The organism is Providencia heimbachae ATCC 35613, from assembly GCF_001655055.1.
Taxonomy (GTDB): Bacteria; Pseudomonadota; Gammaproteobacteria; order Enterobacterales; family Enterobacteriaceae; genus Providencia; species Providencia heimbachae.
Window position 1 is genome coordinate 143134 of the sequence record NZ_LXEW01000016.1, and the last position, 14505, is coordinate 157638.

Annotated in this window: 14 protein-coding genes; 6 read left to right on the forward strand and 8 right to left on the reverse strand. The window is 38.9% G+C overall.

Annotated elements, in window-relative coordinates; genetic code table 11:
* The 3 genes from modB to M998_RS19260 all read right to left on the reverse strand — a co-directional run bounded on the left by modB (position 1) and on the right by M998_RS19260 (position 1967).
* On the reverse strand, positions 1–690 hold the full coding sequence (modB, locus tag M998_RS05490) for a molybdate ABC transporter permease subunit (RefSeq protein WP_068441796.1): 690 nt from the start codon (positions 688–690) through the stop codon (positions 1–3).
* A 32-nt stretch (positions 691–722) separates the two neighbouring features.
* Positions 723–1493, reverse strand: coding sequence for a molybdate ABC transporter substrate-binding protein (gene modA / locus M998_RS05495; protein ID WP_068441793.1), 771 nt, complete (start codon positions 1491–1493; stop codon positions 723–725).
* Between the two features lie 321 nt (positions 1494–1814).
* Positions 1815–1967, reverse strand: coding sequence for an AcrZ family multidrug efflux pump-associated protein (locus tag M998_RS19260; protein WP_073890112.1), 153 nt, complete (start codon positions 1965–1967; stop codon positions 1815–1817).
* 191 nt (positions 1968–2158) lie between these two features.
* Here M998_RS19260 and modE point away from each other — a divergent pair, with 191 nt between their 5' ends.
* The 4 genes from modE (at position 2159) to gpmA (ending at position 6565) form a co-directional block, all read left to right on the forward strand.
* Complete coding sequence (gene modE, locus M998_RS05500) at positions 2159–2950, forward strand: molybdenum-dependent transcriptional regulator (protein WP_068907963.1); 792 nt, start codon at positions 2159–2161, stop codon at positions 2948–2950.
* A gap of 143 nt (positions 2951–3093) precedes the next feature.
* A complete protein-coding gene (gene modF, locus M998_RS05505; RefSeq protein ID WP_068907965.1) occupies positions 3094–4563 on the forward strand; it encodes a molybdate ABC transporter ATP-binding protein ModF in 1470 nt (489 codons plus the stop codon).
* Between the two features lie 228 nt (positions 4564–4791).
* Positions 4792–5619 carry a CPBP family intramembrane glutamic endopeptidase gene (locus M998_RS05510; protein ID WP_068907967.1) on the forward strand — a complete coding sequence of 276 codons (828 nt, stop codon included), beginning with the start codon at positions 4792–4794 and terminating at the stop codon, positions 5617–5619.
* Positions 5620–5812: 193 nt separating this feature from the next.
* On the forward strand, positions 5813–6565 hold the full coding sequence (gene gpmA, locus M998_RS05515) for a 2,3-diphosphoglycerate-dependent phosphoglycerate mutase (protein ID WP_068441782.1): 753 nt from the start codon (positions 5813–5815) through the stop codon (positions 6563–6565).
* Between the two features lie 93 nt (positions 6566–6658).
* Here gpmA and M998_RS05520 read toward each other — a convergent pair whose 3' ends face one another.
* On the reverse strand, positions 6659–7345 hold the full coding sequence (locus tag M998_RS05520; RefSeq protein ID WP_068441780.1) for an outer membrane protein: 687 nt from the start codon (positions 7343–7345) through the stop codon (positions 6659–6661).
* A 191-nt stretch (positions 7346–7536) separates the two neighbouring features.
* Between M998_RS05520 and M998_RS05525 the strand changes: the two genes are divergently transcribed.
* Positions 7537–8277, forward strand: coding sequence for a hypothetical protein (locus M998_RS05525; RefSeq protein ID WP_068441777.1), 741 nt, complete (start codon positions 7537–7539; stop codon positions 8275–8277).
* 57 nt (positions 8278–8334) lie between these two features.
* On the opposite strand, the gene M998_RS05530 is transcribed toward M998_RS05525, so the two are convergent.
* The 4 genes from M998_RS05530 to nadA form a co-directional block, all read right to left on the reverse strand.
* Complete coding sequence (locus M998_RS05530; protein ID WP_068907968.1) at positions 8335–9309, reverse strand: hypothetical protein; 975 nt, start codon at positions 9307–9309, stop codon at positions 8335–8337.
* Positions 9310–9549: 240 nt separating this feature from the next.
* Positions 9550–10605 (reverse strand): 3-deoxy-7-phosphoheptulonate synthase AroG, encoded by a 1056-nt coding sequence (aroG, locus tag M998_RS05535; protein ID WP_068907970.1) that lies wholly within the window; start codon positions 10603–10605, stop codon positions 9550–9552.
* A gap of 328 nt (positions 10606–10933) precedes the next feature.
* Entirely contained in the window at positions 10934–11656 is a 723-nt protein-coding gene (gene pnuC, locus M998_RS05540; protein WP_068907971.1) for a nicotinamide riboside transporter PnuC, read from the reverse strand.
* Between the two features lie 182 nt (positions 11657–11838).
* The gene (nadA, locus tag M998_RS05545; protein ID WP_068907973.1) at positions 11839–12879 is read right to left on the reverse strand and encodes a quinolinate synthase NadA; all 1041 of its coding nucleotides are present in this window, start codon (positions 12877–12879) and stop codon (positions 11839–11841) included.
* Positions 12880–13261: 382 nt separating this feature from the next.
* On the opposite strand from nadA, the gene M998_RS05550 reads away from it, so the two are divergent.
* Positions 13262–14140 (forward strand): aminoglycoside 6-adenylyltransferase, encoded by an 879-nt coding sequence (locus tag M998_RS05550; RefSeq protein ID WP_068907974.1) that lies wholly within the window; start codon positions 13262–13264, stop codon positions 14138–14140.
* Positions 14141–14505 lie beyond the last annotated feature (365 nt).

The window sequence follows — 14505 nt, forward strand, 5'->3', positions numbered from 1 at the left end:
TCAGGCTACTCCCAAACGCTTTTTGCCCCAACGGGTCAGCCACTCTGATATTAGTAATGAAATCAATGCTAATACAATAGCGATAATACATAAACGCGCAGCATCAACTTCAGCGCCCGGCGTTTCAATCAAGGTATACATGGCCAGTGGAATAGTTTGTGTTTCACCCGGAATATTAGAAACAAAAGTGATCGTGGCACCGAATTCACCCAATGAACGAGCAAACGCCAGTACGGTGCCGACAATAATGCCCGGCAATGAAAGCGGAATAGTAATAGTAAAGAATACCCATAGCGGTGTTGCCCCGAGGGTTCTCGCGGCTTGCTCAAGCTTTCTGTCTACCGCTTCGAGGGCCAAGCGGATCGCTCGAACCATCAATGGAAAAGCCACCACCGCCGAAGCTAATGCAGCACCACGCCAACTAAAAGTGAAGCTAAAACCAAACCAGTTATACAGCCATTCACCAATAAAGCCGCGTTTTCCCATACTGATCAACAATAAATACCCCACTACCACTGGTGGCAATACCAATGGTAGATGGATAATGCTATCAAGTAATGTCTTTCCGGGAAAATTGCAGCGGACCAATATCCAAGCCACTAAGATACCCAGTGGTAAGCTAAATGCCACCGCCACACTGGATACTTTCAAACTCAAATAAATCGCTTCCCATTCATAAGCACTTAACATCGGCAAGGCTAATTTCTCTCAATGATGATTAATTAACGAGGGGTGAAACCAAAACGTTTGAACACTTCAGAAGCCGCCGGAGTTTTCAAATATTCATAGTAGTCACGAGTGGCTTTATTATCCTGATCTTTGACGATTGCCATTGGGTATTCAACGGGCTTATGTGAATCCGCAGGAAAAATACCCACCACTTTCACTTTTTGGCTGGCAACGGCATCCGAACCGTAAACAATCCCTAAAGGGGCTTCTTGGCGCTCAACTAGCGCCATACCACTGCGCACATTATTCGTTCTCGCCAACAAAGGGTTTACCGTATCCCACGCGCCTAAATTAGCTAAGGCTTCTTTCGCATAAATCCCTACAGGAACATGGTCAGGGTCACCAACGGCTAAACGACCGCCATCGAGCAATTTTTTCCAATCTGTTTGCTTATTAATTTCAACTTTATCAATAGTCGAATCTTTTGGCGCAATCAAGACTAACTCGTTTCCTAACAGGGTATAACGAGTATTATCCACCATGAGGTTTTTATCAATGGCGAAGTCCATCCATTGTTGATCCGCTGAAATAAACATGTTTGCTGGCGCACCTTGTTCAATTTGGCGAGCCAGTGTTGATGATGAGGCATAAGAGGCAACAACTTCAACATTCGTCTCTTTTTTATACTGTGCTGAAATCTCATTCAGTGCGTTAGTCAGTGATGCTGCCGCAAATATCGTGATTTTCTCAGCGGCAAAACTGTGACTTGCCATCGTTAATGTTAACGTAGCGCCTGCAAGTAGTGATACCAAACCTTTTTTCATTTTATTCACCGTTGTATTAAATAATGCGTTATATATATCAGGACATAGCGATAACTTAAAGCCAAACTATAAATAAAAGTGTGCTAGCGCAATAAATGAGGCAATTTGCCTAATAAAAACGAAAAAAGGAGAATATCAAATAGGTCTAATAACGAATAGGTCGTAACGAATATGACTCTTCATTCAACACTAAACTCTTTATTTTATCGACCTTAATATCCGCAGCTTTAGTTATTTTTGAAGGGTATAAAACAAATTTGCCCCCTGAACACTCGCGTATTCAGGGGGCAATAATTGATAAACAACAAAACGCGCTATGCGTTATTTGTTTTCAGTATTGTGATGATGTGGAACGTGGGCTTTTGACAACAGGTTGAAAAAAGCGCCGAGACCATAAATTAGCCCCATAATCAAAAACATCACCACAGGAACCATCATTAAGGCAAAGCCTAAACTTTTTAGAAGTTCTAACATTAAAAGCCTCTTCAGTGATACTGTGCCCACCCAGCCTTCTGATACGCTGACGAGGGAAATTAAGTTGAATCAAAATAATAACGCATAATCGCGTTATAATGCATACTATTTTAGACAAAATATGATACTAGAGACATACTAAACGTGCTTTTTACGTCTATTGTCGTCAACCCGACAGGAGGGGTTAATTGATGCAGGCAGAAATTTTACTGACATTAAAGTTACAGGGGAGTTTATTTGCAGACCCTCGCCGAATTGCACTATTAAAACAAATCAAAGCAACGGGTTCAATTAGCCAAGGGGCTAAACTTGCCGGTATTAGCTATAAAAGCGCTTGGGATGCCATCAATGAGATGAATCAACTCACTGATGATATTCTAGTCGATAGAGCCACTGGAGGTAAAGGGGGTGGCGGTACAACACTGACGGCTTACGGTGAAAGACTACTTCAACTTTATGATTTACTTGCTCAAATACAGCAAAAAGCCTTTGATGTATTAAAGGATGATAAGCTTCCCCTGGACAGCCTCCTTGCCGCTATTTCACGGTTTTCATTACAGACCAGTGCGCGAAATCAATTTTTTGGTACGCTCATTGCGCGTGACCATACCCACGTGCAACAACACGTACAAATTCGTTTAGCGGATAACCATACCGTTATCAACGCAGCATTAACGGAACAAAGCGCAAACCGCTTAAATCTAAGCGAAGGTAAAGAGGTTCTCGCGCTGATCAAAGCCCCTTGGGTAAAACTCACTAAGCAGCAGCCCAAACCAGCCGAATTTGATAACCATCTTGGTGGCAAAATTACCGCATTAGAACGCGGTAAGGATAACAGCGAGGTAATCATTACGCTTACAGGTGGCGAAACCTTGTGCTCTACCTTAACCAATAGTGAAGTCGATGAACAAACGTTACGCATTAACGATAAAGTCACCGCATTGTTTAATGCAGACCAAGTGATTATTGCCACACTTTGTTAATCATTTTTAAATGCTTACATATCCGCAAAGTAAGTAAGCATTCACCTTTTTTCGCATCCAACATCGCCAAATTGTTGACTTTATCTTCAATCCTGATTATTTGTGGTAGAAGACAAGGTCAATAATAATGATAAGGAAGCTTAATGAGCTCAATAAAAATACAACATGCCAGCTTTAAGCTCAGTGATACCCAAACCCTTAATATCGCCGAATTAGAAATTAACAAAGGCGAAAGTTGGGCATTTATTGGTGCTAATGGTAGTGGAAAATCATCCCTTGCACGTGTTCTCTCGGGAGAACTCCATTCGCTCTCAGGTATTGCCGAGAATACCTTTAACGCCCCTATTCGCCTCTCTTTTGAACAATTACAAAAAATTATCAACGAAGAATGGCAACGTAACAACACAGATTTACTGAGTGAAGATGAAGAAGATACTGGCTATACCGCTGCTGAAATCATTCAGTTAAACCATAAAGATAATGAATATTGCCTAGAGCTTGCGGCTAAGTTTGGTATTAGTGACCTACTTTCTCGACGTTTTAAATACCTTTCCACAGGAGAAACCCGCAAAGTCCTGTTATGTCAGATATTAATGGCGCAGCCGGATCTGTTAGTGCTTGATGAACCCTTTGATGGTCTCGATGTTTATTCAAGAAGCAATCTAAGTGAATTACTATCCAGCTTATCTGAAAAAGGGTTAACCCTTATTATCATCCTTAATCGTTTTGATGAACTACCTGATTTCATCAACAATATGGGCGTTGTGGCGGATTGCAAATTAACACTTGCGGGAAATAGAGAGTCAGTACTTGCTAACACCTTGATTAACCAATTACAGCACAGTGAGAAAATCAAACAGCTTTCCATTCCTCAAATGGAAGACCCTTCAACGGAAAAACTGCTGGATGATAATACCCCAAGAATTATTTTAAGAAATGGAGTCATTAGCTACAATGATAAGCCCATCCTCCATGGCTTAAATTGGCAAGTCAACGCAAACGAACATTGGCAAATTATCGGTGAGAATGGTGCAGGAAAATCAACCCTACTTAGCCTGATTACCGGTGATCATCCACAAGGTTACAGCAATGATTTAACCCTATTTGGCCGCCGCAGAGGCAGTGGTGAAACCATCTGGGATATCAAGCGCCATATCGGCTATGTTAGCAACAGTATCCACCAAGAATATAGAGTATCGACTAGCGTCATTAATGTGATTATCTCCGGTTTTCATGACTCCATTGGTTTATACCAAACGCCATCAGACCGACAAATTCAATTAGCCCGTGAATGGCTAGCGTTGCTCGGTTTTCCATCACAAACCGCTCAACAACCTTTTCATCGCTTATCTTGGGGGCAGCAACGTTTAGTGTTAATTGCACGTGCGTTAGTTAAACACCCTGCAATGCTTATTTTAGATGAACCACTGCAAGGGCTAGATGGTCTTAACCGATTGTTAGTTTTACGCTTTATTGATGTCATGCTCAGCCAAGGTACAACTCAGCTTCTATTTGTCACTCATCACCAAGAAGATGCGCCAACCTGTATCACCCACAGGCTAACATTTGTGCCTGATCATGGGAAATATCGCTATAATATCGAGATCCTTTAAATAAAAATAAGCCTTAAGATCGTGCCGATAAATTCAATGAGTAATATATCGGCTATTTTAATCTATTGATTAATAACTAAAACAAAGAAATGAAACGCATAATAATTTGTTTTTTAAGTTATTTTTTATAACATGATTATTTTTTTGTTATTCACACGTCGAAAAGAGAATAAATATCATTACACTTTGCCATTCTTAATAACTTGAACATTTAAATAGGTATTCTTTATGGCTTGGTTAATATTAGCCACTTCCCTTGCGACTCTAGCAACGCATCGGTTAATTTCAGCACTGTTACTTTTACTGGCTATTGGAATGGCCTTTTTTAGCGGCATATTGGGCTGGCAAGCTATCGTATTATTGGCTTTTATTATCTTGTTAGGCGCTATTCGAGTGCGCTTTTCATCAAATTTAACCATTAAAGTGATGAGCGAAATCATGCTAGTGGCTTGCGCCATTGGCTTATTTATTCATCTATTTCCCGGATTTAATAACGAAAGATACCTCGACAAAGTGTTCGTCGGTCCACAAAGTTCGCCGTTCACTATGTACTTAAATTTCGATAAAGCACTCATTCCCTTTATTTTATTGGCCTGCTTACCCACATTATTTTCAACTCAACCAGTCAAAACGGCAACCTCGACCCAATGGGCACTACTCATTGTTTCTGTTCCCCTATTACTTATTATCGCAGCCCTTGCAGGTGGCCTTGGTTTTGAAGCCCACTTTCCAACGTGGTTACCTGCATTTGTAATTTGTAACCTTTTTTTTGTTGCTCTCGCTGAAGAGGCTTTATTTCGCGGATATTTGCAACAACGTTTAACTTTATGGCTTAGATCCCCTTACCTAGCACTGATACTCAGCTCACTATTATTTGGTGGATTACATTTCGCTGGAGGTCCCTTATTAATCCTTTTTGCCACCCTCGCCGGGGTGATTTATGGCCTAACGTGGTTGTGGAGTGGTAAATTATGGCTTGCTGTATCGATTCACTTCGGGTTAAATTTAATCCATCTATTATTTTTCACCTACCCAGTAAAAATGATGGCTGGATAAAAAAGTAACACTCTGAACGCTGTTTTACCCCCGACTTGGTGAAATTTTTATCTAGAAATATCACTGATAATCTATTTTTTGATTTGGTTTGGGTAAAACGTAAGTTGTCACTAGCGTTCGAGTCGACTATCCCTATAATGTAAGTCAGCAACGATTAATTTCTAATTTGAATGTACTGATAGGAGTTTTAGCTATGGCTGTAACTAAACTGGTTTTGGTAAGACACGGTGAGAGCACTTGGAATAATGAAAACCGCTTCACTGGCTGGACTGATGTTGATCTGTCAGATAAAGGTCGCGAAGAAGCAAAAATTGCAGGCCAACTGCTAAAAGATGAAGGTTTTGTTTTTGATTTTGCTTATACCTCTGTGCTTAAACGTGCCATCCATACTCTTTGGAGCATCCTTGATCAAGTGGAGCAACAATGGTTGCCAGTTGAAAAAAGCTGGAAACTAAATGAGCGCCATTACGGTGCGCTACAAGGTCTAGATAAATCAGAAACCGCAGCTAAATACGGTGACGAACAAGTTAAATTATGGCGTCGTGGTTTTGCCATCACCCCACCAGATTTAACCAAAGATGATGAACGTTACCCAGGTCACGATCCACGTTATGCAAAACTGTCTGACAGTGAACTGCCTGTCACCGAAAGTTTAGCAACCACTATCGACCGTGTTGTGCCATATTGGGAAGAAATCATCAAACCGCGCGTTGCCAATGGCGAGAAAGTTATCATCGCGGCTCACGGCAACTCACTGCGTGCATTAGTTAAGTACTTGGATAATATGGGCGAAGAAGAAATTTTGAACCTGAACATTCCAACAGCTGTTCCAATGGTTTATGAGTTTGATGAGAACATGAAACCTATCAAACGCTACTATTTGGGCAACCAAGACGAAATCGCAGCAAAACAAGCTGCGGTAGCAAACCAAGGTAAAGCTAAGTAATTACGGGCTTATTTGATGAAGAAAGGGTTGAGCTAATGGCTCAACCCTTTTTTATGACATTAAACCAATGAGTATTTAATTTTATTCAAAATATTAGAATAAATATCTTACACCGAACATGACTTCTTGCGATTTAAGATGCGCCTTCATTTGCTCATCCTGATGCTTTCTAATATTATCGAAATTATTCATACCGCTTTCAATTTTACCTAAATCGATATAGCGATAACCTAGATCAAAATTCAGTTTATCAATAGGCTCATAACTGATACCTGCACCTACGGAGTAAGCCAAATTGGTATCAGTGTTACTGCCATACTGGCGAGAAGCATTTCCCTGCCAACCGGACGATTTCACTTTTGCAATCCCTAAACCAACCGTACCATATAATGACACCCCTTGATAAACTTCATAGTCACGATAAGCATTCAGCATTAAACGTTGGGTATCTGTTTTATGATGATTTAAGCTTGTTGGGAACATTGAAGAACCACTGGTATATTCCGCTTTTTTCTTAAAAGTGTATTCCGCTTCTGTTCTCCAACCGTTACCGTATTGGTAACCCGCTGCGATAGCACCATTGTAAAAATTTTCTTTATCATTGCCAGACACAAATTGTCCAATCCCAGGACGGCTACTCGTATCCATGCTATCGGCTTTTTGCCACACTTTCATAATCCTTGCTGCGCCATAATATCCTTCATCACTTGTTGACGCTAAAGAAACACTATTAATGCCAGATAATGCAAGTCCAATCGATATCACGATATATTTATTCATTAGTAATATTATCCATATAAGTTATAATCACAAGACGTTACCATATCACTTAGGTAAAAATAACCAAATATAAAAATATTGCTTAAGTTATTCATATTTTTTGAATATTAATATATTGACATCCTAGTGTCGAAAAAATGAATAACCGACTATCATAGAGAAAATTATTTGAAAGGTTATAAAACAAAGTAATGAACAAATTTAATCTTTATGTTTGGGTTGGACTGGTACTGAATGTCAGTATTTTAGGTTCACTGCTTTATTTGCTCCAAACCGGCGAACTCGTTATTGATGGGTCGAATGGCGCACCTAATGCCGATTTAATGAAAACCTTAATGATTATCGCTTGTGTGAGCTTTCCTGTGCAATTGATCAGTATGGTGATAATGAGCTACAAGCCAAGGCTTTCTATCGCGATTGCTATCATCAGTAGCCTAGCGCTTATGCCGATTACAATCGTATTTACCATGGGGATGATTTTTTCAGCTATTCGTTGGCGTTATCACCAATTAACGGCTTTTGATACGACGATTAATATCGATTTTGATGTCAGTGTTCCCTTTAACAAACGTAAAAACTCCATCATTATTGCTGTATTAGGGGTAACCAGTGTTGCCCTGATTATTTTAAGTCAAAGCCTTGGTATGTTCCTATTTGTCCTTACTATTTTCCTTGGAATTTTTGGTAAAAAGGCAAGTAATAGTGTTTATCTTGCAACCAAAGATAACTACTTTTATATTCGCCCAAGTATTTTCGCCTATTGCTACCGTATTCCACTCGCAGACGTTAGTTATGTAGACCGTGAAAAAGGGAAAGTGATTTTTGACGTAAAAACAGAGGAAAATACCCTTCAGTTATCGGCTAATCCGGTCAATTTGACTGCTGAAGATCACACTAAGCTTGAAGCATTGCTCAATAAAGTGAATAAATAGATTAACTGTATATTAAATACCTCTGCCCATATGTTCGTAGGCAGAGGTAAATTTAATTTACTGCGCTTGTATTTCTGGAATAAAGCTTACTGAATTAAATAAAATCGAGGAATCAACACCCATAATCTGACTTGAATGAGTATCAATAATATTAAAACCTGCAATAGAAACCGTCAAACTATCGAAGGTATCATGAATAGAGGCATTAATAAGAGGAGATATATTTATATCATCGCCATTAGTAATACCATGTTGTTTGAAAACTTCATCTCTAAGTTCGATTCGTTCTATGTATGAATTTATATTTCTTTGAGCATTGAGAATATTCGATTTAATGTAAGCAACTTCTTTTTTAGTCAGACCATCTTCTAACAATATATTTTTTTGTGAATCAATATAATCCTGACTATTTTTAATATGCTCTTTAAATGACTTCATAATTTCAACATGGTCAGCACCATGATATTTACCTTCTATTTCAAACTCCTCAATTAATATATTTAAATTATTAACAGACCATCTCATACTTGAATTTTTAGCATGAATATTTAATGTCGATTTTTGAAGACTTTCAAATAAAGTACGCATTTGAGGGTTAAGATTTTTTATCACAGAAGATAGTCCACTGCTTATTCTAGGAGGTTGAACAAAATTATTGCTTAATTCTTTTCCTTTCTTAAGAACTTCAGATAAGATTTCTGATCTTTCATCTGGATTTTCAATATATGATTCAATATCATCAGAAAATGAGTTGTACTTATCAATTGATTTGATCATTTTTCCTGAGTATTCTTTATGAGAATCAATATATTCATTTAGAACTATAACATCGTTACTAGATAATTCATTTTGACATTTAGTCACATCTAAAATAATTTCATTAAATTTATTTTCATAACGAGATAACTCTCTACTATAAAACTTGAAGTTTCTATAATTGTTATTTATATTTTCTCTAATATCTTGAGACTCAAACATTAAACTAATAGTATAATTCAATTGATTAGATTTTTTTAAATTATAACTTTCCATATATTATTCTCCATATTAAATTCCATTTTTAAATAATGCGTCAATATAAAACAGATATATTCAACCGCACTAAACAAACAATAGTAAAATAATGTATAAAAAACAAATTTAATTTTTATATAAAAAAGCAAAAAATCATATTAAAAAATAACATCACCAAAGCAATTTTTAGTTAAATTAAAATAAAGCCAATTCTATTAAAGAATTGGCTTTCGAAGTATAGAGTATAGTCTTTAAAATTTATTTATTACGACGAGCAATCACCGCGTCAGATAATTGGCGCAATACTTTTTCGGTATCATTCCAACCAATACAAGCATCTGTTACGCTTTTCCCGTAAACCAAAGGGTCGTCTGACTCTAGATTTTGACTCCCTTCAACAAGGTTGCTTTCAATCATGATCCCGGTAATTGAGCGGTCACCTAGACTCACTTGCTGACTAACATCCGTCGCAACTTCCATCTGTTTTTCAAATTTTTTGCAACTGTTTGCATGACTAAAGTCGATCATAATGCTTGGCACTAACCCTGCGGCGACTAAGCCTTCACGAACGGCTTTCACATGTTCTGCACTATAATTCGGCTCTTTACCGCCACGTAAAATAATATGGCAATCTGGGTTTCCACCTGTATTAACAATGGCAGAGTGGCCCCACTTAGTGACGGATAAGAAACAATGTGCAGAGCGCGCAGAATTAATCGCATCAATCGCAATTTTGATCGTACCATCGGTACCATTTTTAAAGCCAACAGGACAAGAAAGCCCTGACGCTAGCTCACGGTGAATTTGTGATTCAGTTGTTCGAGCACCAATGGCTCCCCAACTCATCAAATCTGCAACATATTGTGGGCTAATCACATCCAAAAACTCGCCTGCAGTCGGTAAACCTTGATCGTTAATGGTTAACAATAATTCACGCGCAATACGTAAACCTTCGTTAATATCAAAGCTATGATCCATGCGAGGATCGTTAATTAAGCCTTTCCAACCCACGGTAGTACGTGGTTTTTCAAAATAAACACGCATTACAATTTCAAGTGTGCCTTTTAGTTCGTCACGTAACTTATTCAAGCGTTCGGCATACTCTAAAGCCGCTTTGGTATCATGAATAGAGCAAGGACCAATCACAACCACTAAGCGGTCATCTTTACCCGCTAAAATATTATGGATGGCTAGGCGTGCTTCATGAACGGTGAACGCAGCTTTATCGGTTGCTGGAAATTTTTCAAGCAGAGCAATAGGTGGTAACAATTCTTTTATCTGTTTTATTCTGACGTCATCGTTCTGATAATTCATACCCGTGTATCCAATGTTTATTATTTTAACTGTGGTTGATTTGCATGCCTTTTAAGCATCGAAATTTTAATCTAACCGTTCAGCCGGCTTCTGTAAACAGTCAAGCGCACGATGTAACACCTCATTATTACGCTTCTGATTATAAAATGAGGTCAAACAGTAATATTTAGCACAATTGATAAGCTTATTACGCCTATAACAGAGTAAAAAAAAGAAAAAACGGCTAAACAACGAGAATGTTGCTTTAGCCGTTTTATGTTGTTTTTTTATACTTAAATGCGATTTCGTTACTTAATATTCCTTAGTTCTTGAGTTAGCGCTGTAATCACTACTCACGAACCATGGGTACTGAACCATTCTCTTTCGCTGATTTAATCCACAACCGCGAACCATTTAACGCGATACCTAACAGAATTAAATATTCCAAAGACATCGCATAAACGCCTTGAATAAAGAAAATCACAATGCTAATAACGTTGATCACCACCCATAATAGCCAGTTTTCAACGTATTTACGTGTCATCAGTACCATGGCAACCACCGACAACACGGTCATGGTTGAATCCCAGAATGGGAATGCATCCGGTTCAATCGCCGGCATTGTTAAGTTAGCACCAAACATATTCAAGAACTCAACAGCCCAAGTCGCTAATGCACCAAAAACAGTATCAATGTTAAAGGTGAGGTAAGCGATCACTATCACTGAAATAACTAACGTAGCGAGTGCCTTTGGCATACTTAGCCAGCGAATTTTTAATTCAGCTTGTTGAGAACTTGTCACACGACTCCATGCGTACCAGCCATAGATATTCGCAGCAAAGAAAAAAACCTGTAAAAGTAAGTTCGCATACAACTGAATTTGAAAGAAAATTACCGCAAATAACGTGACGTTAATCAAACCAAATAGGTAGTTAATCGTTTTTTCTAAGCTTGCGAGGAAAATACACAATAAACCCGCAATTGTTCCAACCGCTTCAATATATGATAAATCATAGACGGAGTCCCATAACGGGATCTGTACTAATGTATTGGCTGTACTGAAAAAGTCCATCTCAAAGTCCTATATAAGTGGGTTGTATAGTCATTGCTCTTCACAGTATACCCATCATTCTTCAAGTTACTGACGCGACACCCAGCTAAATTAGTCACAGAGTTTATTGATATTCCCCGACTATCTTCGTTTGTCACCTACTTGCAACTCAAATTATTTTGGGTATGTATATAAATTACTTATTATTTTAGACTCTCTGCAAAATCTAACATTTTATTTAATGGTAAGAGGGCTTTTTTCCGTAATTGTTCGCTAACATGAATTTGATGATGTTCAGCATTGCCTTCAAGGGCTTCTGCTATTGCCTGTAAACCATTCATTGCCATCCAAGGGCAATGAGCGCATGTTCGACATGTCGCGCCTTCTCCTGCCGTAGGGGCTATATATAAGGACTTTTCAGGACAGGCTTGCTGCATCTTATAAAAAATACCTTTATCTGTCGCTACAATCATTGATGGGTTGGGTAGTGTTTGAGCCGCTTTAATCAATTGACTGGTTGAACCCACGGCATCCGCTAAATCAACGATAGCCTGTGGTGATTCAGGATGAACTAATACAGCGGCCTCTGGATACAAAGCTTTCATCTTTTCCAATGACTGCGTTTTAAATTCATCATGAACAATGCAAGCACCTTGCCAGCACAAGATATCGGCTCCAGTTTGCTTTTGTACATAGCGCCCTAAATGGCGATCCGGTGCCCAAATAATTTTTTCACCTAAACTATCAAGGTGTTCAATGAGCTCAACGGCAATACTTGAAGTTACAACCCAATCAGCACGCGCTTTAACCGCCGCTGAGGTGTTTGCATAAACAACGACGGTTCTGTCAGGGTGTTCATCACAAAAGCGTGAGAATTCCTCTTCGGGACAGCCAATATCGAGGGAGCATTGGGCATCTAGGGTTGGCATGAGGACATTTTTTTCTGGGCTGAGTATTTTTGCTGTCTCCCCCATAAAACGTACACCAGCAACAAGTAAGGTAGAGGCTGGATGGCGAGCACCAAAACGCGCCATTTCTAAAGAATCTGCAACGCAGCCCCCGGTCTCTTCTGCGAGAGCTTGAATTTCAGAATCTGTGTAATAATGCGCTACGATAACCGCATTTTTTTCGATCAGTAACGATTTGATACGCTCACGATAAAATGCTTTCTTATCCGAGCTTAATAATGCAGGTTTAACCGGGAATGGGTAAACTGACTGATCAAAGTCGATAAACTCGCTCATTACTTCCCTCTGTTTAGCATAAAACGATTTTATAACTAAAATAGCTTAAAAATCACTTAATGCCGATTATTTTGTTTTATATACTAAACACGATACCTCAGTTTGCTTAATAAGTCTCCACCATTTTAGCGTGGGCATGACAACTTTTGTGTGGTGTGAATGTCATTTCACGCTGTTTACGTTAGTTTCTTCGCTTTTCATCAATTTTATCGGTATCGTGTCGATTCCTATCATGTTTATACTCAAAATAATTCAAGATATAGGTAGGCAACAAGCGAAGATAACCCGGTCAATATAAATATAATTAAACTCGATGATCCGGATAACTGAGCGTAGTCAACAATCCCCGCGGCTTGAAGTATGCCGGATATATAGGTTATATATGGAATCACCTGCATCGTTAATAAATAAAATAATATCTATTTCACTCCTCGATCCTAGAATTGAAGCAGTAATCCTAACCGGTTCAAGAGGAAGAGATCAGCATATTGATCGCTATTCAGATGTCGATATTGAATTAATTGGTTATGGAGCCAGTGAGCTTTTTAATGATAAAAAATGGGTAAACCATTTTGGTCACTCTCTTATTGCATTACATTTACGCAATCTAGAAGAACATGAGCCTGACTGGCCCACTTGTTTAGTTATTTATGAGCAAGGTCGAAAAGTTGACTTCACGTTTGCTGAACCTGAGCGTTTACAAAAAATGAAACGTGAAGGCTTAGACAGTACCTTTTCACGTGGCTTTGTTGTATTACTTGATAAAAGTGGTATCACTGACAACTTAGCCAGCACGGTTAATCCCAACTCACTATTGCCCAAAGTTCCTAACGAAACGCAATTTACAGATCTGCTTTCTGATTTTTGGTTTGAAGCACACCAAGTTTCTATCGCATTAGCCCGAGATGAATTGTGGGTTGCTTGGTCTAGAAGCGCAGATATGAAGCAGTTTTTTTTATCATCCATCGAACTTCTTGTTTCGCTGAAAAGCCATGCGAAAAAAAATGTCTGGTATAACGGCTGTAAATACCATGAATGGATGCCTGAACATTTTATTGATGCCCTTGAGACTATTTTTGATTGTAGTACTGCGCAAAAAGCGGCGTTATCCCTACACTGTTTGATGTCATGCTTTTTAGAAGCGACAACAGAGCTGTCTTTATTATTAGGTTATGACGACAAACAAAATGTGGGTAGCCAAATGCAAGAACTGGTTACGGGCATTTTGAAAGATAATGGATTGATTGCTGAGGGTGCTTAGCGCTTAGTAATGGCGTAAATATGATGGCAAAGGAGTGCTGTTATTGTTTAGCTAGCTTATCGAATTAATACTTAAGGATGCTTTCGATTAACTCTGGGGAGTCTTTTAGATGGTGCGCCGTGCGGGATTTAAGCCTTTCAGGCTTACCCTTTGGGTCAAACCTGCAACCAGCTTATCGTGGTACAGCTTTCCGACTGAGTCAGTACTCAAAGGATGCTTTCGATTAACTTTGGGAGTCTTTTAGATGGTGGGCCGTGCGGGATTTAAGCCTTTCAGGCTTACCCTTTGGGTCGAACCTGCAACCAGCTTATCGTGGTATAGCTTTCCGACTGAGTCAGTACTCAAAGGATGCTTTCGATTAACTC